Annotated in this window: 18 protein-coding genes and 1 pseudogene; 7 read left to right on the forward strand and 12 right to left on the reverse strand. The window is 68.6% G+C overall.

Annotated features, from left to right (window positions below; genetic code table 11):
- Positions 1-37: 37 nt before the first annotated feature.
- From rmuC to WKB25_RS15130, 3 genes are all read left to right on the forward strand, one after another.
- On the forward strand, positions 38-1,588 hold the full coding sequence (gene rmuC, locus WKB25_RS15120; protein ID WP_340571555.1) for a DNA recombination protein RmuC: 1,551 nt from the start codon (positions 38-40) through the stop codon (positions 1,586-1,588).
- Positions 1,589-1,658: 70 nt separating this feature from the next.
- Positions 1,659-2,060 (forward strand): hypothetical protein, encoded by a 402-nt coding sequence (locus tag WKB25_RS15125; RefSeq protein ID WP_340571557.1) that lies wholly within the window; start codon positions 1,659-1,661, stop codon positions 2,058-2,060.
- 125 nt (positions 2,061-2,185) lie between these two features.
- Positions 2,186-2,731, forward strand: coding sequence for a glutathione peroxidase (locus WKB25_RS15130; RefSeq protein ID WP_340571558.1), 546 nt, complete (start codon positions 2,186-2,188; stop codon positions 2,729-2,731).
- 105 nt (positions 2,732-2,836) lie between these two features.
- Here WKB25_RS15130 and WKB25_RS15135 read toward each other — a convergent pair whose 3' ends face one another.
- The 6 genes and pseudogenes from WKB25_RS15135 to WKB25_RS15160 form a co-directional block, all read right to left on the reverse strand.
- The gene (locus tag WKB25_RS15135) at positions 2,837-3,838 is read right to left on the reverse strand and encodes a VacJ family lipoprotein (RefSeq protein WP_340571559.1); all 1,002 of its coding nucleotides are present in this window, start codon (positions 3,836-3,838) and stop codon (positions 2,837-2,839) included.
- A gap of 1 nt (position 3,839) precedes the next feature.
- Positions 3,840-4,151, reverse strand: coding sequence for an STAS domain-containing protein (locus WKB25_RS15140; RefSeq protein ID WP_025875628.1), 312 nt, complete (start codon positions 4,149-4,151; stop codon positions 3,840-3,842).
- On the reverse strand, positions 4,141-4,803 hold the full coding sequence (locus WKB25_RS15145) for an ABC transporter substrate-binding protein (RefSeq protein WP_340571562.1): 663 nt from the start codon (positions 4,801-4,803) through the stop codon (positions 4,141-4,143). Before WKB25_RS15145 ends, WKB25_RS15140 begins: the two co-directional genes overlap by 11 nt.
- 56 nt (positions 4,804-4,859) lie before the next feature.
- Positions 4,860-5,324, reverse strand: a pseudogene (mlaD, locus tag WKB25_RS15150) (outer membrane lipid asymmetry maintenance protein MlaD); the annotation flags it as partial.
- Positions 5,325-5,382: 58 nt separating this feature from the next.
- A complete protein-coding gene (locus tag WKB25_RS15155; RefSeq protein ID WP_005414955.1) occupies positions 5,383-6,132 on the reverse strand; it encodes an MlaE family lipid ABC transporter permease subunit in 750 nt (249 codons plus the stop codon).
- Positions 6,132-6,920 (reverse strand): ATP-binding cassette domain-containing protein, encoded by a 789-nt coding sequence (locus tag WKB25_RS15160; protein WP_340571564.1) that lies wholly within the window; start codon positions 6,918-6,920, stop codon positions 6,132-6,134. Before WKB25_RS15160 ends, WKB25_RS15155 begins: the two co-directional genes overlap by 1 nt.
- 194 nt (positions 6,921-7,114) lie before the next feature.
- Between WKB25_RS15160 and recC the strand changes: the two genes are divergently transcribed.
- The 3 genes from recC to recD are packed head-to-tail and all read left to right on the forward strand — an operon-like array spanning position 7,115 to position 16,007.
- On the forward strand, positions 7,115-10,459 hold the full coding sequence (recC, locus tag WKB25_RS15165) for an exodeoxyribonuclease V subunit gamma (RefSeq protein ID WP_340571567.1): 3,345 nt from the start codon (positions 7,115-7,117) through the stop codon (positions 10,457-10,459).
- Positions 10,456-14,130, forward strand: a complete 3,675-nt coding sequence (gene recB, locus WKB25_RS15170) for an exodeoxyribonuclease V subunit beta (protein ID WP_340571569.1) — start codon at positions 10,456-10,458, stop codon at positions 14,128-14,130. Before recC ends, recB begins: the two co-directional genes overlap by 4 nt.
- Complete coding sequence (gene recD, locus WKB25_RS15175) at positions 14,127-16,007, forward strand: exodeoxyribonuclease V subunit alpha (RefSeq protein ID WP_340571571.1); 1,881 nt, start codon at positions 14,127-14,129, stop codon at positions 16,005-16,007. The genes recB and recD overlap by 4 nt, the downstream gene beginning before the upstream one ends.
- Positions 16,008-16,094: 87 nt before the next feature.
- Here recD and WKB25_RS15180 read toward each other — a convergent pair whose 3' ends face one another.
- From WKB25_RS15180 to WKB25_RS15205, 6 genes are all read right to left on the reverse strand, one after another.
- Positions 16,095-16,490, reverse strand: a complete 396-nt coding sequence (locus tag WKB25_RS15180) for a hypothetical protein (RefSeq protein ID WP_340571572.1) — start codon at positions 16,488-16,490, stop codon at positions 16,095-16,097.
- 93 nt (positions 16,491-16,583) lie between these two features.
- Positions 16,584-18,623, reverse strand: coding sequence for an FUSC family protein (locus tag WKB25_RS15185; protein WP_340571575.1), 2,040 nt, complete (start codon positions 18,621-18,623; stop codon positions 16,584-16,586).
- 3 nt (positions 18,624-18,626) lie between these two features.
- Complete coding sequence (locus tag WKB25_RS15190; RefSeq protein ID WP_340571578.1) at positions 18,627-20,087, reverse strand: efflux transporter outer membrane subunit; 1,461 nt, start codon at positions 20,085-20,087, stop codon at positions 18,627-18,629.
- Positions 20,084-21,001: an efflux RND transporter periplasmic adaptor subunit gene (locus tag WKB25_RS15195; protein ID WP_340571580.1), complete on the reverse strand. Its 918-nt coding sequence runs from the start codon at positions 20,999-21,001 to the stop codon at positions 20,084-20,086. Before WKB25_RS15195 ends, WKB25_RS15190 begins: the two co-directional genes overlap by 4 nt.
- Positions 20,998-21,207, reverse strand: coding sequence for a DUF1656 domain-containing protein (locus tag WKB25_RS15200; protein ID WP_340571582.1), 210 nt, complete (start codon positions 21,205-21,207; stop codon positions 20,998-21,000). Before WKB25_RS15200 ends, WKB25_RS15195 begins: the two co-directional genes overlap by 4 nt.
- A gap of 108 nt (positions 21,208-21,315) precedes the next feature.
- Positions 21,316-21,771 (reverse strand): MarR family transcriptional regulator, encoded by a 456-nt coding sequence (locus WKB25_RS15205; protein WP_025875653.1) that lies wholly within the window; start codon positions 21,769-21,771, stop codon positions 21,316-21,318.
- Between the two features lie 610 nt (positions 21,772-22,381).
- Between WKB25_RS15205 and folE the strand changes: the two genes are divergently transcribed.
- A complete protein-coding gene (gene folE, locus WKB25_RS15210; RefSeq protein WP_025875657.1) occupies positions 22,382-22,993 on the forward strand; it encodes a GTP cyclohydrolase I FolE in 612 nt (203 codons plus the stop codon).
- Positions 22,994-23,002 lie beyond the last annotated feature (9 nt).

The following is a 23,002-nucleotide window of genomic DNA, read 5'->3' on the forward strand; positions in this document are numbered from 1 at the left end:
TTCAGCAGCTGAGACTGGGCCAGCCTACACTTGCCACATGCAAACCGAATTCCTCCTCGTCGCCGGCCTGCTGCTGGTCGTGCTGATCCTGCAACTGGTGGCGCTGCTGCGCCGCCCGCCCCACGACCGCCTGGAACAGGCCGTGCGTGATGAAGCACGCGCCGGCCGCAGCGAGCTGCGTGAGCAGCTCGATGGGTTCGCGCGCGCGCTGACCGATCTGTCCACCCGTACCGATCAGCGTCTGGATCTGCTGCGCGAAGCGCTGGGCGAAGATGCGCGCAAGGCCCGCGCCGAGGCGGCCGACAGCCAGCAGCGCAGTGCCGTCTCGCTGGGCGAACGCCTGCAGGAACTGCGCGTGCAGCTGGATGTGTTCGGCCAGCAGCAGGAGGCGCGTATCCATGCCTTCGGCCAGCAGCTGCAGGAACTGACCGCCCGTACCGATACCCAGTTCGGTGCGCTGCGGCAGGCCCTGGTGGAGGATGCCCGCAAGGGCCGCGAAGAAGGCGCGCAGTCGCAGCAGCGCCTGACCGAGAGCCTGGGCCTGCGCCTGCAGGAGCTGACCCAGCGCAACGAACAGCGCATCTCGGAAATGCGCACCACCCTGGAAGAACAGCTGCGAGCGCTGCAGGCCGACAACGCGCAGAAGCTTGAGCAGATGCGCCACACCGTGGACGAAAAGCTGCAGTCCACGCTGGAAACGCGGCTGGGCAATTCTTTCAAGCTGGTGTCCGAAAGGCTGGAACAGGTGCAGCGTGGGCTGGGTGAAATGCAGCAGCTGGCAACCGGCGTGGGCGATCTGAAGCGGGTACTGACCAACGTCAAGAACCGCGGCAGCTGGGGGGAAGTGCAGCTGGAGAACATCCTCGAGCAGACCCTCACCCAGGAACAGTACGCGCGCGGGGTCAAGGTGCGTCCTGACGGCAACGAGATGGTCGACATCGCCGTGCGCCTGCCGGGCCGTCGCGACGACGACACGCCGGTCTGGCTGCCAATCGATTCCAAGTTCCCGCGCGAAGACTATGAGCGCCTGCTCGATGCGCAGGAACAGGGTGATGCCGAGGGCGTGCGCCTGCAGGGCATCCAGCTGGAACGCGCGATCCGCGTGCAGGCCAAGTCGATCAGCGAAAAGTACATCGTGCCGCCGCACACCACCGATTTCGCGGTGATGTTCGTGCCCACCGAAGGGCTGTACGCCGAGGTGATCCGGCGCCCGGGCCTGGTCGACCTGCTGCAGCGCGAGCACCGCGTGGTGGTGGCTGGCCCGACCACCGTCACCGCGTTGCTCAACAGCCTGCAGATGGGCTTCCGTACCCTGGCCATCGAGCAGCGATCGAGCGAAGTGTGGGGGCTGCTGGGCGCAGTGAAGAGCGAGTTCGGCAAGTTCGCCGGCATCCTCGAGAAGGCCGAGAAGCAGATCACCACCGTGGGCCGCAGCATCGGCGAGGCCAGCCGCAAGACCCGCACCATCGAACGCCGACTGCGTGGTGTGGAATCACTGGCGACCGAACAGGCGCAGGGCCTGCTGGGCGACCTGGGCGAAGTGTCCAGCGACGAAGAGGTGGCAGAAGGCGAGGGTGAGGACGCCTGAAACCGGCTGACACGCCACCTGCATGGGCGGGTGCGTATGCTGGCGCCGTCCACACCCTTCAGGTACCGCCATGCGCCTCCGATTCCTTGCCAGCTTTGCCCTGGGCGCGCTCCTTGCCGCCTGCAGCAGCACCCCACCGGTCAGTGAAGACGCAGCCGTGGCAGCCACGGCGGCCGACAGCCCTGAAGCCGCTGCAGCCTATGAAGAAGCACGCGATGTGGACTGTCGCGCTGCGGGTGGCACGCTGCAGCCGTTGGGACGCCTGCAGCGGGTGCAGTGCGTGATTCCCTATGCCGACGCCGGCAAGTCCTGCGGCAGCAAGAGCGACTGCAGCGGCCAGTGCCTGGCGACGGGTGAGGTGGCTGCCGGCGCGGTAGCGACCGGCACCTGCCAGCGTGATGTCAGCCAGAACTTCGGTTGCCGCCAGCGCATCGACGGTGGCAAGGCACAAGGCACCATCTGCGTTGATTGAGGATGTCCTGTAGAGCCGAGCCCATGCTCGGCTACCGTGGCATCAGCCGAGCATGGGCTCGGCTCTACAACAGCGCGTGCGGCGGTATGCTGGTGGGCCTTTCCCCGCTGTAGCCGGAGCCCCGCGTGAGCACCCCGATCCAGGATATTCCCCTCACCACCATCGACGGCCAGCCGTCCTCGCTTGCCGACTACCAGGGCAAGGTGCTGCTGCTGGTCAACGTCGCGTCCAAGTGCGGCCTGACCCCGCAATACGAAGGCCTGCAGGCGCTGTACGCGGAAAAGCACGCGCAGGGCCTGGAAGTGCTGGGCTTCCCGGCCAACAACTTCCTCGGCCAGGAACCGGGCAGCGAGGCGGAGATCCAGCAGTTCTGCCAGCTGACCTACGATGTGAGCTTCCCGATGTTCGCCAAGATCAGCGTGGCCGGTGAAGACACCCACCCGCTGTACCAGCAGCTGACTGCCGCGCAGCCGCAGGCGATTGGCGAAGGCCCGCTGCGCGAGCGTCTGGCCAGCAAGGAGATTCCGATCCACCCGGCACCGGCGGTGCTGTGGAATTTCGAGAAGTTCCTGGTCGGCCGCGATGGCAAGGTCATCGCCCGCTTTGCCCCGGACGTGGCCGCAGATGACGCGCGCCTGCGCGAAGCGGTCGAGGCGGCGCTGGCGGCCTGAAGACGACGTGCCAACCAAGGTTGGCACCCACCGGAAGGTGGGAGGATGCCGGTAAACAAAAAACCCCGCCGAGGCGGGGTTTTTCTCATGCGTTACCAGCAGCGGTCAGTTGGTCCACTGCGGCATCGGCATCGCATCGACCGGGATCGGCGAGTTCGCATCGTCGCTGCCACGCTCGCGCTTGCCGCGCAGGTCGTTCTCGATCTGGTAGTTGCGGCGCTGCATCCAGGCATCGCGGACCAGGGCGTATTCGTCAACTGCGGTATCGCGCAGGTCGTCGATCGCCAGCAGCTGTGCACGGGTATCGACCAGCTGCAGGCCCTGCAGGCCGATGCGGTACTTGTCGCTTTCGATGCGGCGGATCGGCGACAACGGGATATCACCGGCCAGGCCGAACACATCACGTACGGTACGCGGGCCGAAGAACGGCAGTTCCACATAACGCGAGCGACGCCAGCCCCAGGCACCCAGGGTCTGCCCGAAGTCCTCGTTGCGACGCGGCACCATCGCCTTGCTGGCCGGATCGAACAGGCCACCAACGCCCAGCGTGCTGTTCATCAGGAACCGGCCCAGGCTGTCCCAGGCATCGGCCGGGCGGCCCTGCAGCAGCTGGTTGGTGATGGTCAGCGGTGCACGCAGGTTGCTGAAGAAGTTGCTTACGCCGGTACGGGCAAAGCGCGGCACCACGTGGGTATAGGCGGTTGCCAACGGGCGGGCGATACCGCGGTCGACCGCATTGTTGAACCCGTGCACCTTGCGGTTGAACGGTTCCCACGGGTCGTACGCAGCGGTGCTGGTGGTGCTGCCGTTGGCGCCGTACAACGCGTCGAAGTCGTCATCGCCGCCCGGAGCGGTGGCAGCGGCATCATTGCCGCTTGCACCCTGCGAAGCGACCGCCGGTGCCGGCGTGGCCGCTGCAGGTACGGGGGCGTCGGCAACCACGCTCGCAGCAGGTGCATCGGCACCAGCCGCATTGTCGACGGGGGCGGTACTCGTCGCCGGCACCACGGTGTCGGCCACCGGCGCATCGCTGCGTGCCGGCTTGCCGGCACAGGCGCTGAGCGCGGCGGCCAGGAGGATCAGGGGGAAAACGCGCACGACGTTCATGTCAGCTCGCAGCAGAAGTAGCGTTGAAGTCCAGGTCGGGCGACAGCCGGTAGGCCGCGCTCAGTTCGTTGTAGCCGGCGGGGGCGCCGGAGATCGTCAGCGGATGACCGCCCTGGCGCGCGCGCGCGGCCAGCTCGGCCAGCAACGCCAGGCCGGCGCTGTCCACGCGCTCGACCTCCGCCAGTTCCAGCCGCGACAGCTGCGCCGGCAGGGCCTGCAGTTGCGGCCACAGCGCGATCACCGCTGCACGGTCGAGCACCCCGCGCAGGCGCAGGGTGTCACCTTCCAGCAGCGCCAGCGCCTTATTTGCCATTGCCGGCCGGCCCGGCCTGCATGCTACCGCTGCGCAGATCGTTGGCCACCTGCTTGATGCCCTTCTGGCGCAGCGGGGCATCGAACTGGTTGCGGAAGGTCTGCACGTAGGAGATGCCTTCGATGTTGACGTCGAAGATCTTCCACTGGCCGCCTTCATTGCGCATCCAGTACTCGACCGGCGTCGGCTCGCTGCCGGCACGCACCAGCTCGGTGCTCACGCGCACGCCTCGGTTGCCCGGCAGCGGGCTTTCGCCCTTCAGGCGGAAGCTCGGCTTGCCCTGGATGTTGAGCAGGGTCGAGCCATAGCGCTGCATCAGGTTGTCAGCCATCGCATTGGCGAACAGCTTGATGTCCGCGTCGGCGGCGCCCCGGGCGTGCGTGCCCAGCACCAGGCGCGCGGCATAGTCGCGGTCGAAGGTGCGGTTGAGCTCGCTGTCGATGTAGCTGCGCAGGCTGGCCGGGTTGCCGCTGAATTCGGCACGGCGCTGCTGCAGGGTATTAAGGATGCGGGTGCTGGCGTCGATCACCACCTTGCCGGCCTGGCCCTGGGGGGCAGCAGCAGCGGGGGCGGCGGCCTGCGCCTGGGCCAGGAACGGGGTGGCCATCAGCAGCGACGAGGCGAGCAGGGCCGGGATCAGTTTCATCTTCATGGTTGCGGTTCCGTTGCAGGCGCCTGCGCGCCATCGTTGGGCTTCTCAGCAGCGCCACCACCGGCGCCGCCACTGAACATGTACTTGCCGACCAGCTGCAGCAGGTCCACGGCCGGTTGGGTGAACACGATTTCCTCACCGGGCTTGAGCACGTCCGGATCACCGCCGGGCTGCAGACCGATATAGCTCTCGCCAAGCAAACCACTGGTGAAGATGCCGGCGGAGGTGTCGGCCGGCAGGTCCTTGACCTTGCTGTCCATGCGCAGGGTCACGATCGATTCGAACTTCACCGGGTCCAGTTCGATGGAAGCGACCTGGCCGACGGTGACGCCGCCGATCTTCACCGGTGCCTGCTTGCGCAGCTGGCCGACCTGGGAGAAGCGGGCCTTGAGTTCATAGCCTTCGCCACCCCAGCTCCAGCGCTGGTTGGTCGAGGCGACGGCCAGCACCATCAGCGAGGCCAGGGCCAGCAGCAGGAAAGCGCCGACGGAGAATTCGAGTCTGGGACCGCGGATGGCCATGTGGATTACCTGATCAGTCGTGGTGGCCGCGCGCCGATGCGCGCCGCCGATGGAGGGGTTAGGTGAACAACATTGCCGACAGCACGAAGTTGAACATCAGCACCAGAAGCGAGGCGTTGACCACCGCACGGGTGGTGGCCACCGAGGTGCCTTCGATGGTCGGTTCGGCGTGGAAACCGACATAGGCGGCAACCAGAGCAGCGGTGCCACCGAAGATCGCCGATTTCAGCATCGCCACGCCGAAGTCGTCCCAGAAGTCCACGCTGTTTCGCAGTGCCGACCAGAACACGCCGTTGTCCAGGCCCAGCACGTGCACGGCTTCGAAATAGCTGGCGCTGATCGCCAGCGAACAGAAGATGCCGGTCAGCAGCGGCACGGTCAGTACCGCCGCCCAGAAGCGCGGCGCCACGGCCTTGGCCACCGGGTCGATCGCCATTAGTTCCAGCGCCTTGATCTGGTCGGTGGCGCGCATCAGGCCCAGTTCGGCGGCGATCGAGCTGCCGGCGCGGCCGATGAACAACAGCGCGGTCAGTACCGGTGCCAGTTCGCGGTACAGCGACAGGCCGAGCAGGGTCGACAGTGCGTCGGCCGCACCGAAGGTGGTCAGCGTGCGGTAGCCCTGCAGGGTCAGCACCAGGCCGACGAAGGCGCCGCCGACGGCGATGATCGGCAGTGAACGCGCACCGATCTTGTAGATCTCGCGGGTCAGCTCGGCCAGGAAATCACGGGTCGGCAGCGAACCGCGCAGCACGGTCAGCGAGAACAGGCCGGCACGGCCCAGCGAGCGGGTGGCTTGCACGAACGGCATCAGGCAACCCTCGCGCGCGGTGCGGCATCAAACGGGATGGGACCGTCGGGCTGGCCGTGCAGGAACTGCCGCAGCAGCGGGTCCTGGCTGGACTGCAGCGCCTCCGGCGTGCCCTGGAACACGATGCCGCCGTTGGCGATCGCGATCACCTGGTCGCAGATCGGCAGGGTCTCGTGCACGTGGTGGCTGACGATGATGCTGGTCAGGCCCAGGCTGTGGTTGAGGCGCTGGATCAGGCTCATGATCACACCCGAGGCGATCGGGTCCAGCCCGGTCAGCGGCTCGTCGTAGATCATCAGCGGCGGGTCCAGGGCCAATGCGCGGGCCAGGGCCACGCGACGGGCCATGCCACCGGACAGTTCACGCGGCCAGGCATCGGCGGCGGCCAGCAGGCCGACCGAATGCAGCTTCATCTGCACCAGCCGGCGCAGCACCGGTGGCGGCAGGCGGGTGTGGGTGCGCAACGGCAGGGCGACGTTTTCGGCCACGGTCAGGTCGGTCAGCAGGCCATTGCCCTGCAGCAGTACGCCTACGCTCTTGCGCATCTCCAGCAGTTCGGAGGTGCGCTGCGGGATCGGCTTGCCGAACAGGGTGATGTCGCCTGCAACCGGGCGCAGTTCGCCGGTCAGCGCCGCCAGCAGGGTGGACTTGCCGCTCCCGGACGGACCAAGCACGGCAGTGATGCTGCCTTTGGGCACCTGCAGCGAAACGTCGCGCAGGATCGTGCGCCCGCTCCGGTCGATGCGGACGTTGGACAACTGCACCAGACTGGAGGTGGAAGCCGACATGGGCACCCTTAACGTTTTTTCGACATTGAAGCATCGGGTCAGACTGCTGAACATAAGCAGACTGGACGGTCCAGTATTGTTGCACGGCCGGACCGCCGCCAGACCGGGACAATTCCTGAAACGACCGGAACAATCCGTCGCGATCACCGTATCCCGGCATTGAATACGGCCGGGTGTGCTGCACACTGTGCACGATGAGTGACCCGGGCAGCGATTTCCGCCTCTACCATTCCAATTCGCTGGACGTGCTGGCTGCCCTGCTGGCGCGCAACGTGCGTGTGCCGGTGCCGGGACAGCCGCTGCTGGCGCCGGAGGTGGTGCTGATCCCGCAGGTGGCAATGCGGCGCTGGCTGCAGGCAACCCTGGCCGCCGAGTATGGCGTGGCCGCCAATCTGGAATTCCTCACCCCCGGTGAGTTCGTTGCCCGGGCATTGAACGCCAATGTCGATGGCGAAGCCGACGACCTGGATGCGGCGGCCCTGCATTGGCGCCTGTACCAGGCCCTGCGCGACCCGCACCTGCTGGCGCAGCCCCCCATGCGTGCGCTGCAGTCCTATCTTGCCGGTGGCGACGCGCTCAAACCCTGGGCCCTGGCCGGCGAACTGGCGTCGGTGTTCGAGAAGTACCAGGCTTGGCGCCGCGACTGGCTGCTGCGCTGGGAGGCCGGCGCCGATGCGGCCGATCCGCAGGCCATCCTGTGGCGCAGCATCGCCACGGGCCATGGTTACCGCGCACGCCGCATCCAGGCCTACCTGGACCGTTTCGAGGGCGCCGGCCAGCCGCTGCCGAAGGGCCTGCCACCGCGGATGTCGGCGTTTGCCACGCTCAACATCTCGCCCGACGTACTGCGGGTGATGGCCACCCAGTCGCGGGTGGGCGAACTGCATTTCTACCTGCCCACGCCGGTGCAGTCCTACTGGGGCGACCTGCAGACCCTGGCAGAGCGCCTGCGCAGCGGCGCGCCGGACCCGTTCGGCGAGGCCGCCGGCGAGAACCGCCTGCTGGAAGCGTGGGGTGCGGCCGGCCGCGATTTCATGGCGGTGCTGGGCAGCTACGAAGTGGTGCATCCGGCCGGCGAGATCGCCGCCTATTCCGACCCCGAGGAAGATGCGCGGCCGACCCTGGACCAGGGCGGGCTGTCCGACAGCCTGTTGCATCGCATGCAGCGCGACCTGTTCCACCGTCGCGCATTGCCGTCGGGCGAACTGCGCGACGGCCTGCGCAGCGACGACCCGAGCCTGCAGGTGCATGCCTGCCACACCCGCCTGCGCGAGCTGCAGGTGCTGCACGACCAGCTGCGCAGCCTGCTGCAGGACCCGCGCTTCGACCCGCCGTTGCAGGCGCGCGAGATCGCCGTGCTGGCGCCGGACATCGATCCGTATGTGCCCTATCTGGAAGCGGTGTTCGGCGGGCGTGGCGGCGACGACGAGCACATTCCCTATGCGTTGGCCGACAGCAGTCCACTGGCCGGCGAGCCGCTGGCTGATGTGTTCGTGCACCTGCTGGGCCTGCCGATTTCGCGCTTCGGCCTGAACGAGGTGCTGGACCTGCTGGCCAGTGCGCCGCTGGCCGAGGCCGCCGGTCTGGAAGCGGTCGACTTCGATCGGCTGCATGGCTGGCTGCAGCAGGCCGGCGCACGCTGGGGCCTGGATGCCGACCATCGCGGCCAGCTGCAGGCCCCCAGCGATGACGCCTACACCTGGCAGTTCGCGCTGGATCGCCTGCTGCTGGGCCACGCCACCGGCAGCGAGGTGGACCTGGCCGGGGTGGCGCCGTGGATCGAGCTGGAAGGCGGGGCGCTGGATGCGCTGGACCGGCTGCTGCGCCTGCTGCGCGTGCTGGCCGACTACCAGCGCCGGCTCGGCGAGCTGTTGACCCCGGCACAGTGGCGGCAACGCCTGCTGTCGCTGCTCGATGCGCTGCTGCCGACGCCGCCCAGCTCTCCCAACAGCCAGCGTGCGCTGGAACGCCTGCGCAAGCTGCTCAACCAGTTCGCCGAGGATGCGTACAAGGCCGGGTTCGCCGACGGTGTGCCGCCGGAGGTGGTGCGTGCGCACTTCGCCGGTGCCCTGGCCGAGGCCGATACGCGGGCGCCGCTGCTGACCGGTGGTATCAGCTTCGGCCGCATGGTGCCGATGCGCCTGCTGCCGTTCCGGGTGATCTGCGTGCTCGGCCTCAATGATGGTGATTTCCCGCGTCGTGATCCCGCCGCCGGCCTCAACCAGCTCACCGCCGAACTGGATACGCCGCGCCGCCGCCCGGGCGACCGCTCCACCCGCGAAGATGATCGTTTCCTGTTCCTGCAGCTGTTCGCTGCCGCCCAGGACGTGTTCTACCTCAGCTATCTCGGCGCAGACCCGCGCGATGGCAGCGTGCGGGAGCCGTCGGTGCTGGTCAGCGAACTGATCGATGCCGCCGCGGCCTATCACCTTGATCCGCCGACCGCCACGCGGGACTTCACCGTGCGCCATGCGCTGCAGCCGTTCTCGCCGGCCGCCTTCGGTGACGGCGACCCGCGCCGCTTCAGCTACCGCCGGCAGTGGCATCCGGCCGCCGGGCGGCTGGGGGGGGAGCGCGGCAGCCTGCTGCCCTGGTTCGATGCCCCGCTGCCACCACCGGTGGACGACGCGGTGGAAGAAGAAGAGGTCTCGCTGGACAGCCTGCGTCGTTTCCTCTGCGATCCGGCCGGCCAGTTCCTCGCGCAGTCGCTGGGCCTGCGCCTGCCTGACGACGTCGAGGACGTCGACGACCTGGAGCCGCTGGTGCTGTCTTCGCGCGGGCCGGAGAAGCGCAGCGTGCAGCTGGCCGTGGTGCAGGCCACCCTGGCCGGCGACAGCGAGCCGCTGTACCCGCGGCTGCGCGCACGCGGGCTGCTGCCGTCGGGCATCCTCGGCGAGCGCCAGTTCGAAATGGAGCAGCTCAAGACCCGCCCGTACGCCACGGCCATGCTGGGCTGGTTACAGGGCATGCCGCTGGAGAGCCGCCGCTATGAAGTGGAGATCGACGGGGTGCGCCTGCATGGCCGGGTCGGCGATCGCCATCCCGAGGGCCTGGTGCGCTTGCGCGCTGGTGCGCTGAACGGCAACGCGGTGATCCGCCAGGGCCTGGACTGGCTGTTGGCCAACGCCGCCGGCGATGCCTTGCCGCTGGTGCAGTTCCACGATGGTGGTGATGCCGGCCCCGGTCCGCATGTGTTGCCTGCGCTGACCGTGCCTGCAGCCCGCGCGGCATTGCGCGCGCTGCTGCAGCTGCGCCAGCGCGGCCTGCGCGAGCCGCTTCGCTTCGCGCCTTACACCGGCTGGGTGCTGTTCAACGCGCCGGTGGAAAAGCAGCGCAGCGAAGGCTGGAAGCAATGGCATGGCAGCGACCGCAGCTGGGGAGAAGCCAACAGTGATGCGTGGCAGCTGCTGCTGCGTGGCGCCGATCCATTTGCCGACGACGCCAGTTATGCCGACCTGCTGCGCAACAGCCAGGTGGTCTTCAGCGCCGTGCGCGAAGGCCGCAGCTTCGGCACTGATCCACAGGCAGGCCACGCATGAGCCGCGTTGCCGAGGACCCTTCCATCGACACACGTTTGCCCGACCCTTACCTGGCGTTGCCGCTGCACGGCACGCGACTGATCGAAGCCAGTGCCGGCACCGGCAAGACCTTCACCCTGGCGACACTGTTCACCCGTCTGGTGGTCGAGCAGGGCCTGCGTATCGGCCAGATCCTGGCGGTGACGTTCACCGATGCGGCGACCCAGGAGCTGCGCAAGCGCATCCGCGAGCGCCTGGCTCTGGCCGCACGCCTGGTCGATCTGCCGCCCGGCGATGATGAAACGCCCGACGCAGTGCTGACCCGGCAGGTGCTGCAACGCCATCTACAGGACGGCACGGAAAGTGCCAAGGCGTTGAAGCGGCGCCTGCAGGTGGCTGCCGACGAAATCGACCTGGCGGCGATCTTCACCATCCACGGCTTCTGCACCCGCGTGCTGCGCGAACATGCGCTGGAGAGCGGGCATACCTTCGACCCGCCGGAACTGCTGGCCAGCGATCGCGAGCTGCTGGAAGAACTGGCTGCCGATCTCTGGCGCGTGCATGCCAACGACCCGGCAACGCTGGAACCGTTGACCTGGCTGTGGTCCACCCCGGATGCGCTGGCGGCTGACCTGCGCGCGCTGCTGGCTTCGCCACCGCTGCATCCGCGGCCGCAGCCGCTGGCGGTGGACGACCCGCGCCCGGCCCTGGAAGCGGCCGCGGTGGAACTGGCTGCTGCCGTGCGCGAGCACGGTGAGCGCTTCTTCCTGGACCTGTGCGAAGCGGTCGACAACAAGTGGATCAACGGCGTCTCCTACAAGCTGGGTTGGCTGCACCCGCTGGGCCGCCAGCTGTTGGGCTGGGCCGAGCGCGGCGACGCTGCCGAACTGCTGTCCAGCGACCGCCTGCCGGCGCTGCTGCCCGATGCGCTGGTAGCCAAGACCAACAAGAAGTTCACCGAGCGCACACCGTCTTCGCCGCTGCAGGCCCCGTTGGCGCGCTATGTCGCATTGCTCGCCGAGCGCGAGCAGTGGCTGCGGGCCAGTGCGCTGAACTTCCTGCATGCGCTGCGCGAGGATGCCAGCCAGCGCCTGGCGGCCCTGAAGCGCCTGCGCCGCGTGCAGACCTACGACGATCTGATCGACGGCGTCGCCCGCGCACTTGAAGGCCCGCAGCGGCTGACCCTGGTGAAGCAGCTGCGTGCGCAGTACCGCATCGCCCTGGTCGATGAATTCCAGGATACCGACGACCGCCAGTGGGGCATCTTCCATACCGTGTTCGGCGCCTCGCCGGAGGTGGACGAACTGGGGCTGCAGCCGGCGCTGTTCCTGATCGGTGACCCCAAGCAGGCCATTTATGGCTTCCGCGGCGGCGACATCCATACCTATCTGAAAGCCAAGCAGGTGGCCGAGCAGGCACCGGCGCTGGACCAGAACTTCCGCTCGCGCCCATCCGTGCTGCGCGCGCTGCAGGCGCTGTACGACAACGCTGGCGAAGACGCCTTCCTTGAACGCGACATCCAGTTCGAGCCGGTGCGCCCGGGTGGCGTGCGTGCCGATGAGGATTACCTGCGTGATGGCCGGGCCGCACCTGCACTCACCCTGCGCCTGTTGCGTAGCGAGGGTGAAAAGGCCTTCAGCGCCGATGCCTCGCGCGACGCGGCGACCCAGGCCTGCGTGGCCGCGATCCACCAGATCCTGCTGGAAGCGCGTGCCGGCACCGCGCTGCTGCGCGGGCGTCCGCTGCAGCCTGGCGATATCGCCGTGCTGGTGCGCTCGCATCGCGAAGCCACGCTGGTGCAGCGCGCGCTGGCTGCGGTCGGCATTCCCGCAGTGGCGGCCGGCAAGCAGAGCCTGTTCGCCACCAGCGAGGCCCGTGACCTGCGTGCGCTGCTGCTGGCCCTGCTGCAACCGGCCGACGAAGGGCGCCTGCGCACCGCATTGGCAACCGTGCTGCTGGGGCAGCGCGCAAGCGCGATTGCCAGCATGGAACGGGAAGGGGACCTGCAACGCGGGTTCCAGTCGCAGCTGCTGCACTGGCGTGAACGCTGGCAGCGAGGCGGTCCGTTCGCGGTGGTTGCCGATGTCTGCGCGGCGCAGGGCGAACGCCTGCTGGCGCTGATCGATGGCGAGCGGCGCCTGACCAACTACCTGCAGCTGGGCGAGCTGCTGCAGGAAGCCTCGGCGCAGGCACTGGGCATGCACGGCCTGCTGGACTGGCTGCAGGGACAGATGGCCAACGCCGACCAGGACGATGAGCAGCAGCTGCTGCGCTTGGAGTCCGACGCGCGGCGGGTGCAGATCATCACCCTGCACAAGAGCAAGGGCCTGGAATATCCGCTGGTGTTCCTGCCGTTCGTGGGGATCGATGGCGGCGCGCCTAACACCGCCACCCACTGCACCGTGCACCTGCAGGGCGAGCGCCAGCTGCACTGGAAGCTGGACAAGAACGATGCGTGGGAAGCGGCCAGCAACCAGCGCGAGCGCGAACAGCGGGCAGAAGACGCGCGCCTGTTGTATGTGGGATTGACCCGCGCCGAGCATGCGCTGTGGATCGCCACCGGCGATCTGGCTGGCCATGCGAAGACCCGCCTGGCACCGTTGCTGGGCGATCTGCAGGCGCTGCGCACGCACGCGGACGTGGAGCTGGATGACAGCGCGTTGCCGGCCCGCCTGCCGCAGCTGCTGGCCGAAACCGAGGGTGAGCTGCCCGCAGTGCGTGCGTTGACCCGGCGTGTGCCCCATGACTGGTGGGTCTACAGCTTCACCCAGCTGGCGCATGCCGACGCTGGCAACAGCGACGATATCGAAGCGGCGGCCACCGAACTGCCGGCACCGGCCGCCGACGAACCCGCCGGTGCCGAGCTGCCGCTGGAACCAGCACTGCCGGAAGCCGCTGCGGAAGACACCGCGCCGCCCGATCCACGCTTCATGGGCAGCCGCTTCGGCAACGTGCTGCACGATGCACTGGAGAACGTCGACTTCGCACTGTGGAGCGGCTGGCAGCCGCAGCAACCGGCGCCGGAGGGACAGGCCGACGTACTGCGTCGCTCGCTGCACGACGAAGGCTATGCCGACGAGGATCTGGACGATGGCGTGGCGGTGCTGGTGCCGCTGGTGGGCCACACCCTCACCGTGCCGCTGCCCGAAGGTGGTGCGCTGTGCAGCGTGCCCGAGCATGAGCGCCGCGCCGAGATCGAGTTCCACTTCGCCATCGAGCCGACCGCGGTGCCGGTGCTGCTGCAACTGCTGCACGACCACGGCATCTCCAGCGCGCGGCGTGGCTTCGGGCTGCGCAGAAGGCTGGAAGGCCTGATGACCGGCAAGATCGATCTGACCTACGTGCGTGACGGCCGCTGGTATGTGCTGGACTACAAATCCAACCGGCTGCCGGGCTACAGCCCTGACCTGCTGGAGATCGCCATGCGCCACAGCGAGTACGACCTGCAGGCGCTGATCTACACCGTCGCACTGCATCGCTGGCTGCGCTTCCGCCTGGGCGCGGCCTATGACTACGCGCGCGACATGGGCGGTATCCGTTATCTGTTCTGCCGGGGTCTGGACGTTGCCGGCAACGGCGTGCACGTGCAGCGCTTCGCACCGGAACTGGTGGATGCGCTGGATGCCTTGTTTGCCGGCGGCGAAGCGGCCCAGGCCGAGATGGCGGCGCGCGCGCGCGGAGAAACCGCATGAACCTGCTGCGCGATCTGCATCGCAGTGGCCAGCTGCGCACCCTGGACCACGCCCTGGCCACCAGCCTCAAGCGCCTGCGCGAGGACACCCCGGACGACGTGGCGCTGGCGACCGCACTGGCCTCGCTGGCCGTGGCGCAGGGGCACGCGGGTTTCGATCCGCGCCAGCCACAGCGCCTGATCGACGGCGTACCAGCGTGGCCCGAGCCTGCACAGTGGCTGGCGCAGCTGCAGGCCTCGCCCTGGGTGGCGACGCCGCAGGACGCCAGCGCCGCCGCAGAGGAAGCACCGCTGGTGCTGGAGAGCGGCCTGCTGTACCTGCGCCGTTACCGCGAGTACGAGCGGCAGCTGGCGGTCGGCCTGCAGCGCATCGGCCGCCATCCGCTGCCTGCACCGGACATGGCTGCCGTGGCCCCGCTGTTCGCGCGCCTGTTCCCGCAGGCCGCTACCAGCGAAGACCAGCAGGCACGCGCTGCCGGCGTGACCCTGCGCCACCCGCTGGCCCTGGTCACCGGTGGCCCCGGTACCGGCAAGACCACCACCATCGCTCGTCTGCTGCTGCTGTTGGCCGCACAGGCGATGCACCAGGGCCTGCCCGTGCCGAAGGTGGCGCTGGCAGCGCCTACCGGCCGCGCTGCCGAGCGCATGGCCGAAAGCCTGCGCCTGGCCGTACAGCGGCTGCAGGAGCAGGGGCTGGACCCGGCGCTGTGCACCGCGCTGCCCAGCACCGGCACCACCCTGCATCGCCTGCTCGGGGTGATTCCCGATTCACCGCGCTTCCGCCATCACGCCGACAACCCGTTGCCGGTGGACGTGGTGGTGGTGGACGAAGCCTCGATGATCGACCTGCCGTTGATGGCCAAGCTGGTCGACGCGATCGCCAGCGGCACCCGCCTGATCCTGCTCGGCGATCCCGACCAGTTGCCGTCGGTGGAAGCCGGCGATGTGCTCAGCGCCATCCTGCGCGCCAGCGGCGATGGCATCGGCACCCGCGCCGACGATGCGCAGGCGCTGCATGGCCTGCTGGCAGCGGCCACGCTGCAGCCACAGGCACCCCCGCGCGCGTTTGCTGGTCGCCGCGTGCAGTTGCAGCGGGGCTACCGGCAGAGTGATGCGCTGGACCTGGCACCGCTGGCGCAGGCCGTGCGCGGCGGCGACAGTGGCACCGCCCTGCGCCTGCTGCGCAGCGGTGAACTGGCCGGCGTCCGCTTCCATGAAGACGAAGCCGATCCGTTGCGCGGCCAGCGCGAGCACCTGCTCGATCATTGGCGCGCGCTGGCCGACGTGGTGGATCCGGCGCAGGCACTGCAGCAGGCCGGTCGCCTGCGCGTGCTGACCGCATTGCGCGAAGGCCCGCAGGGCGCTCGCGGCCTCAACAGCCGCATCGAACAGCTGCTGGCTGGCAACACCCCGGGCTACTTCCAGGGCCGGCTGCTGCTGATCACCGAGAACAGTTACCGCCATCGCCTGTTCAACGGCGATATCGGCATCTGCCTGCGCGATGGCAGCGGCGCGATGGTGGCCTGGTTCCCCGGCGAGACCGCCGAACAGCCACGTGCCTTCCACCCGGCAGCGTTGCCCGCACACGAGAGCGCCTTCGCCATGACCGTGCACAAGGCACAGGGCTCGGAATTCGATGAGGTGTGGCTGCAGCTGCCAAGGCAGGACAGCCGCGTGCTCTCGCGCGAGCTGGTCTACACCGGCCTCACCCGTGCCCGCCAGGTGCTGCATGTGGCCGGCAGCGCTGAGGTACTGGAGGCCGCGTTGAAGCGGCATGCCAGTCGCCTCGGTGGATTGGCCTGGCGGCTGGGCGCGGAAGAGGTGGCCGAAGCACCAGCGACCATCGAACAGCCCACGGTGCAGGGCACGTTGTTCTGAATCGAGTGCGATGCGCTTCCTGTAGAGCCGAGCCATGCTCGGCTGATAGGTCACGGAGCCGAGCATGCATCCACGCATGGCGTGGATCTACGCGATCAATACCAGCCCATCCGGATACACGATCGCCGCTTCATCGGCACTGACATCGAAGAACCCCACGCCGTGCTTCTCGGCCAGGTCCTGCACCCGCCCGTGCGCACGCTCGGCCACCGAATACGCGAACGCGCCATAGATCACATCGCGGCCGATGCTGTACTCGGTCACTTCGGCGCGATCATCATCGTCATTGCTCAGCGGGCCGTTCATCGGCGGAAATTCCTGTGCCATCTCCGCGAACCATGCCTGCAGCGCCGGGCTGCTGACCGCCGGGTCGTCGTACTCGTGGCGCTCGCCCCACTGCGCCTGCTTCTCGAACCAGGCGATGAAGGCCGCCGCTTCACGCGGGGCGACGCTGGCCTCGAACACCATCATGTCGTAACTCATTGAACCGTCCTGTGCAGCGCAGGGGTCGGAGCCCTCGCCCGAGGCGAAGGATCCGACCCCGGTGCGGGGTCTATGGGTGCACAGGGTAGCGTGCTACGGCTGCGGCCCCTCGGCTGCCAGCAGTCCCGGCGCCAACGCCTTCGCTTCGGGGAACAGCGCAAACCGCAGGCCGACCAGGCCCATCAGCGCCTCATCGCGGGCCTTGCACGCCGCCACGCTGCCGACCCGCCCCAAGGACGTGTCCAGCCGTTCGCGCAGCGCCTCGGCCGCCACAATCGGCTTGCGTGCGGCGATCTGCCGGCGATAGTGCACGGCCACTTCCTCCAGGATGTGCTCGACCGCCTCGCGGCTGCGCTCGGGCAGTTCCAGCCGCGCGCGGCGCAGCTGCAGGATGTTCAGGCCGATGCGGGCTTCGTTGAGCATGTCCACCGACGCGATGTCGCTGCCCTCCGGGGTCGCCGCCAGGCGCGGTGCCAGCAGACCGAGCAGATCCAGCATGCGTGCGGCGAAGCGCTGGCGGTCCTGCTGGCCGCGGCCTTCGGCCGCTTCAGCCAGGGTCGTCCAGCCCTGCCGTACCAGCCGTCGCGCGGTCCATTCGGCACCGACCGAGCGGAACAACCGCGTCATCACCACGGCAAAACCAATGCCGATGAACATCGCGATCGACGAGTTGGCGAAGGTCTGCACGTTGGCACTGTAGGTGTTCTGCAGGCTCAGCAGTGCGGCCAGGTTGACCGTCAGCGGCAGCGCGAACAGCGCGCTCTTCGGGTGGTGCAGCAGCAGGCCCAGCGGCAGGAACACCACCGCCAGCACCAGCGCAAGGAGCCCGAAGTCGTGCACGGCGGGGAACACGCCGAACAGGTACACGCCGGCCACCAGCGACGCCACCATCGCCCACACCAGGAACGAGACCATGCTCGGCGCCGGGTCATCCTGTGCAGCAAAGAACGCGGCGGTCACCGCGGCCATCATCGCGCCGTTGCCACCGCCCTCCCAGCCCAGGCCGATCCACAGCACGCAGTAGCTCATCAGCGCCACGCCGGCACTGAGCGCGGAGAACAGCGCCATGCCGTAGTCGATGTGCTTGTCGGTGGCGGTGCGTTCGGTGCGGATGCGGTAGTGCGCACGGTCCAGTGGCGCGGTGCCCTGGTCGATCGCGTGCTGCAGGGTGCGGCAGTCCTGCCACAGGTCCACCAGCTCCTCCAGGCGCAGCAGCAGGCTGGCCAGCTGCAGGTGCTGCAGATCGCGGTCCACCTGTGGCTTAAGCGCACTGATGCGTGCGCGCAGGCGCGCGTAGTCGCTGGCACTGGACGGCGTGTCGATCCAGTCGTGGATGTCATCGACCAGCGTCGGCAGGCCCTCGGGCAGGGTCTGTCCATCGCTGCGCAGCGCACTCAGGCGGTCGGCGATCGATGACAGCACCGGCAGCAGCAACAGCATGCGTTCGCGCAGGCGCTCCATCGACACCGCGGCACCGGCGTGGCGCGGGTCATCGCGGCGCAGGAACTCGATCAGCGCCTCGAACTGCACCAGGTCGGCGGCCAGCCGGTTGCGCGGCGCATGCGCACGGCCGCGTTCGAGGATCTGCCGACACCACTGCGCCGCGTCCTCCATCCAGTTGCCGATGCGCGCGCCCAGCATCGGCCGCACCGAGGCCGGGAACAGCAGCGAAGCAAACAGTACCGCCACTACCGTGCCGAGGATGATCTCCTCGCTGCGCGCCACCACGGTGTCGAAGATGGTCTCCGGCGAGGTCACCGCCGGGAAACCGATGAATGCAGTGGTGTAGCCGGCCAGCAGGAACGCGTAGCCACGCGGGCCGCGGTTGAGCAGGGCCAGGAACAGGCAGCCGGCCAGCCAGATCGACATCGCCGCGCTCAGCACCAAGGGCGTTTCCACCAGTGCGGGCAGCATCAACAGGGTGGCCAGGCCGGCGGCCAGGGTGCCGAGGATGCGGTACACGCCCTTGGCCCGGGTCGGGCCCAGCAACGGCTGGCTGACGATGTACACCGTGCCCATCGCCCAGTACGGGCGCGACAGGTTGCCGGCCATGGCGATGTACAGCGCGACGATCGCTGCCAGGTAGGTCTTGATCGAGAACAGCCAGGCCTGGCGGTCGGTCAGCCCGTTCATCGCTTACCTCGCCGCCGTCGGCGCAGCCGTGGCAGCGGCACTGTCCTGCCAGCCACCGCCCAGTACCAGGAACAGGTGGATCTGGTCGCGCGAGACCTGGGCTTCGGCCGCGGCCAGGGTGGCATCGCTGCTGGCCAGGCTGCGGTCGGCATCCAGGCTGGACAGGTACGGTGTGCGGCCGCCCTGGTACAGCCGGCGGTTCTGCTCGGCGGCCAGCGCCGCCTGCTCCTGCGCCACCTTCAACGACTGCAGGCGACGCAGATCCTGTGCATAGCGGTCCAGCGCGGTCTGTGTTTCGCGCAGCGCCTGCAGCACGGTGTGGTCGAACTCGGCCAGGGCCGCATCGGCGCCAGCCTCGGCGGCGTGGATGCGTGCATGCGTGCCCGAGGACGGCAGCGTCCACGAGATCAGCGGGCCGAACGACCACTGCTGAGTCATCGGCTGGCCGAAGTCTTCCAGCAGGCCGGCGGCGCCGACCGAGGCGCCCAGGCGGATGTCCGGGTACAGCTCGGCAGTGGCCACGCCAATCCGCGCGGTGGCCGAGGCCAGCTTGCGTTCGGCCTGGCGGATGTCGGGACGGCGCTGCAGCAGGGCGCGGCCATCACCGACCGGCAGCGGCTGGCCCAGGGTCGGTGCGTGCGCGCAGTCGATCACCCCGGCCGGCAGCTGGCCGGGGGTCTGGCCCAGCAGGGCGGCCAGCGAATAGGCCGCGGCCGAACGCTGCGCGCGCAACGGCGGCAGCGCGGCTTCCAACAGGGCCACCTGCGCATTGGCGCGGGCCAGCTCCGGCGGCGTGCCGCGGCCTGCGCTGATCAACCGCTGTGTGACCGAGCGGCTGCGCTGCTGCAGCTGCAGCGAGTGCTCGGCGACATGCAGCTCATGGTTGGCGTGGCAGATCTCCAGATAGCTGTCGGCCACCCCGGCCACCACGCTCACCTGGGCCAGGTCGCGTGCGGCGGCCACCGACTGTTCGTCGGCGCGGGCGGCTTCGGCACCGCGCTTGAGCTTGCCGAACAGGTCGAACTGGTAGCTGACCGCGAACTTGCCGTCGGCCAGGTTGATCACCGGCAGCTCGTGCTCCTGCAGGAACGACTCGGCCGACAACTGTGCGCGGCTGACCCCGGCTTCGGCCTCGTACTCGAAGCCACCGGCGTCCATCGCCTGCTCGTACACCGCAGCAGCGCGGCGCAGGTGCGCATCGGCGGCCTTCAGTTCGACGTTGTCGCGCAGCGCCTGGGTGATCAGCCCATCCAGCACCGGGTCGTTGTACAGCGACCACCAGCGTGCCGGCAGCGCTTGGTTGGCAGCCACCTGCGGATTCTGGGTGTCGATGAAGGCCGCATTTGCTTGCGGCCGCTTGAATGCCGAGCCCTCGGGCAGCGCGTAATCCGGGCCGACGGTTCTGCACGCGGCCAGGCTGGCCAGCGCGACGATCAGGCCGAGGCGGGGCAGGGCGGCGTTCACAGACCCGCCTGTGTCGGCGCAGCGCCGGCCTTCTTGTTCTGCGCGTGGCGACCGGTGTCCACGGTCACCGTGGCAGTGCGCCCGGCGATCAGCTCCACGCCGGCAGGCACTTCGTCGATGGCGATGCGCACCGGGATGCGCTGCGCCAGCCGCACCCAGTCGAAGGCCGGGGTCACGTTCGGCAGCAGGGTGCTGCCGTTGCTGCGGTAGCGATCCTCGATGCCGGCGGCGATGCTTTGGACATGGCCGTGCAGAGGGGTGTCCTCGCCCATCAGGCGGATGTCCACGCGCTGCCCCGGGGCCACGCCGCGCAGGCGGGTTTCCTCGAAGTAGCCATCAATGCGGAACGAACCGGTATCCAGCAGCGCCAGCACCGGCTTGCCGGCCACCACGTAGTCGCCCACGCGCATGGTGCGGTCGTTGACCCGGCCATTGGCCGGCGCACGCACTTCGGTGCGGGCCAGGTTGAGTTCGGCCAGGTCCACCGCGGCCTGCGCGGTGGCCAGTGCGGCCTGTGCGGCCTGCAGCTTGGCCCGGCGCACTTCGGCATCCTCGGCGGCAACCAGGTCCTGCAGGCTGCGGTCGCGGCCGATCTCGCGGCGCAGCTGCGCGACCGACGCCTGCCGTTCGGCCAGGCTGGCGCGGCTCTGCTCCAGCGCGATGCGGTAGCGCGCGCGGTCGACCACGAACAGCAGGTCGCCCTTCTTCACGGCCTGGTTGTCGGCCACCTGCACCGTTTCGACCAGGCCGGACACATCCGGCGCCACCTGCACCACGTCGGCGCCGACGTGGGCGTCGCGGGTCCACGGCTCATCCATGTAGTAGACCCACAGCTGGCGCAGCACCAGCAGGGCGACGATCACGGCTGCGCAGGTGAGCAGCACCGGCAGGGTCTTCTTCACGATCTTGTTCACGATTGCATCCAACGCAGGAGGTGGAACAGCACGCCCAGCACGATCCCGTACAAGGCCAGGTTGAACAGCGCCGGGTGCCATACGTGGCGATAGGCGCCGGCACGCTGCAGCAGCGCGTGCAGGCCGCTGTTGACCAGGTAGGCCAACACCATCAACCCGAGCAGGGTCGGGACGAACACTCCGTGGAGACTGAATTCACCGGGCATCGGAAGGGGCGGGGGCGAGGAGGGGGAGGGGAGGTACAACGAAACAACGGCAACGGGTAAAAGCCGCTGGCGTGTGCACGGCAGCGGCGGTGTTCGGGGACAGCGGTCTTACGTGATGCGGTCGGCGGCCTCGGCCAGCAGGCGCCATGCCTTCAGTACGGCATGCAGTTCATCCATGGACAGTTCGCCGAACACGTCCTGGCGCAGGCCGATCAACTGATCTTCCAGTTCGCGCACCAACGCCTGGCCTTCCTCGGTCAGCCACAGCAGGTTGGCGCGGCGGTCGCTGGCATCGCATTCGCGGCGGACCAGCCCACTGGCGCAGAGCTTGTCCAGCAGGCGCACCAGCGACGGGCCTTCCATGCCCAGCTGCTGGGCCAGCGCGACCTGGCGGATGCCACCGCCGGAGCGGCCGATCATCAACAGCGGCATGGTGCAGGCGGTGGAGATGCCGTAGCTGCCCAAGCGGCTGTCGGCCAGGCGCTGCCACTGCCGCCCTGCGTACAGCAGGCCGGAGCTGAGCTGCATCTGCAGCACGGTGCGCTCGTCGAGGGGTCGGTCCATAAGTAATAGATAGGATACTACTAATTTCATTCCTATCAATAGGTTTTGCTGAATGGGTGGGGTGTAGTGAGGAAAGCGGTGCGCCTGCTGGTTATCGGTTGGGGTGGCGGAGGGCCGGGCGGGGCAGGACACGCTGCAAGTACGTCCCTAAGTACGTCCCTGTAATCTCGATCGGCGCATCCATGCGCCTCACGGCCCTGCCCCGCCCGGCCCTCCACCACCCGCCCATCACCCCGCGAGCGCGGAGGGTTGGCTCTTTAAAGGCAAGTGCAGAAGCAGTGCGGACCAACGGTCCGCACCCACCAGGGCAGCGGCGCGCCGCTTCCGAAGCCATGAACCCCAGCTCTTGACCCTGCTTTCGGGCGGTGCTGCCGCGCCCGCAGGGAACTGTCAGGGAGCGGGAAGGGCGGCAGGGCAGGACCGTGAGGCGCAGGGATGCGCCGACCGAGCCCCCAGGGATGGGTTTTCGGCGTGTCTTGCCCTGCCGCCCGTCCCGCTTCAAACCGATAGCAGTCCGGCGCCGCGCGTCACCCCCGATGAACCGTCCCCAGAGGACGACCCACCCCCCGGTCGGGTACGATGCTCGCCCCCCGTTCGGGCGCTGTATGCAATGAGCAAGAACAACGAAAAGGCCGCCCCGCAGGGCGAAGTGACCCAGGTCCAGGCCGAGGATGCCGTGCGCACCCTGCTGCGCTGGGCCGGTGAGGACCCCACCCGCGAAGGCCTGCTGGATACCCCGCGCCGCGTGGCTGAAGCCTATGGCGACTGGTTCAGCGGCTACCGCGACGACCCGCGCGCCTACATGGAGCGTACCTTCGAGGAAGTGGCCGGCTACGACGAACTGATCGTCCTGCGCGACATCGAATACGAAAGCCACTGCGAGCACCACATGGCGCCGATCATCGGCCGCGTGCACGTCGGTTACCTGCCGGCCGGCAAGGTGGTGGGCATCAGCAAGCTGGCACGTGTGGTCGAAGCCTACGCCCGCCGCTTCCAGGTGCAGGAAAAGATGACCGCGCAGATCGCCCAGTGCATCCAGGATGTGCTGCAGCCGGTCGGTGTCGGCGTCGTCGTCGAAGGCGCCCATGAGTGCATGACCACCCGCGGCATCCACAAGCGTGGCGTCAGCATGGTCACCTCGAAGATGCTGGGCAGCTTCCGCGAGGACGCCCGCACCCGCGCCGAGTTCCTGCGCTTCATCGAAGTGGGCGGCAAGCGCTGAGCGCCGTCG

The sequence above is a fragment of the Stenotrophomonas sp. G106K1 genome (assembly GCF_037969685.1).
In the GTDB taxonomy this organism is placed as follows: Bacteria; Pseudomonadota; Gammaproteobacteria; order Xanthomonadales; family Xanthomonadaceae; genus Stenotrophomonas; species Stenotrophomonas lactitubi.

Bases quoted from the DNA above. Each gene is read 5' to 3' on its own strand.
- WKB25_RS15140 (WP_025875628.1), bottom strand. From the start codon at position 4,151: ATGGCAAATAAGGCGCTGGCGCTGCTGGAAGGTGACACCCTGCGCCTG.
- WKB25_RS15145 (WP_340571562.1), bottom strand. From the start codon at position 4,803: ATGAAGATGAAACTGATCCCGGCCCTGCTCGCCTCGTCGCTGCTGATG.
- recB (WP_340571569.1), top strand. From the start codon at position 10,456: ATGAGCCGCGTTGCCGAGGACCCTTCCATCGACACACGTTTGCCCGAC.
- WKB25_RS15135 (WP_340571559.1), bottom strand. From the start codon at position 3,838: ATGAACGTCGTGCGCGTTTTCCCCCTGATCCTCCTGGCCGCCGCGCTC.
- WKB25_RS15200 (WP_340571582.1), bottom strand. From the start codon at position 21,207: ATGCCCGGTGAATTCAGTCTCCACGGAGTGTTCGTCCCGACCCTGCTC.
- WKB25_RS15155 (WP_005414955.1), bottom strand. From the start codon at position 6,132: ATGCCGTTCGTGCAAGCCACCCGCTCGCTGGGCCGTGCCGGCCTGTTC.
- WKB25_RS15205 (WP_025875653.1), bottom strand. From the start codon at position 21,771: ATGGACCGACCCCTCGACGAGCGCACCGTGCTGCAGATGCAGCTCAGC.
- WKB25_RS15185 (WP_340571575.1), bottom strand. From the start codon at position 18,623: ATGAACGGGCTGACCGACCGCCAGGCCTGGCTGTTCTCGATCAAGACC.
- folE (WP_025875657.1), top strand. From the start codon at position 22,382: ATGAGCAAGAACAACGAAAAGGCCGCCCCGCAGGGCGAAGTGACCCAG.
- recC (WP_340571567.1), top strand. From the start codon at position 7,115: ATGAGTGACCCGGGCAGCGATTTCCGCCTCTACCATTCCAATTCGCTG.
- recD (WP_340571571.1), top strand. From the start codon at position 14,127: ATGAACCTGCTGCGCGATCTGCATCGCAGTGGCCAGCTGCGCACCCTG.
- WKB25_RS15160 (WP_340571564.1), bottom strand. From the start codon at position 6,920: ATGTCGGCTTCCACCTCCAGTCTGGTGCAGTTGTCCAACGTCCGCATC.
- rmuC (WP_340571555.1), top strand. From the start codon at position 38: ATGCAAACCGAATTCCTCCTCGTCGCCGGCCTGCTGCTGGTCGTGCTG.
- WKB25_RS15180 (WP_340571572.1), bottom strand. From the start codon at position 16,490: ATGAGTTACGACATGATGGTGTTCGAGGCCAGCGTCGCCCCGCGTGAA.
- WKB25_RS15125 (WP_340571557.1), top strand. From the start codon at position 1,659: ATGCGCCTCCGATTCCTTGCCAGCTTTGCCCTGGGCGCGCTCCTTGCC.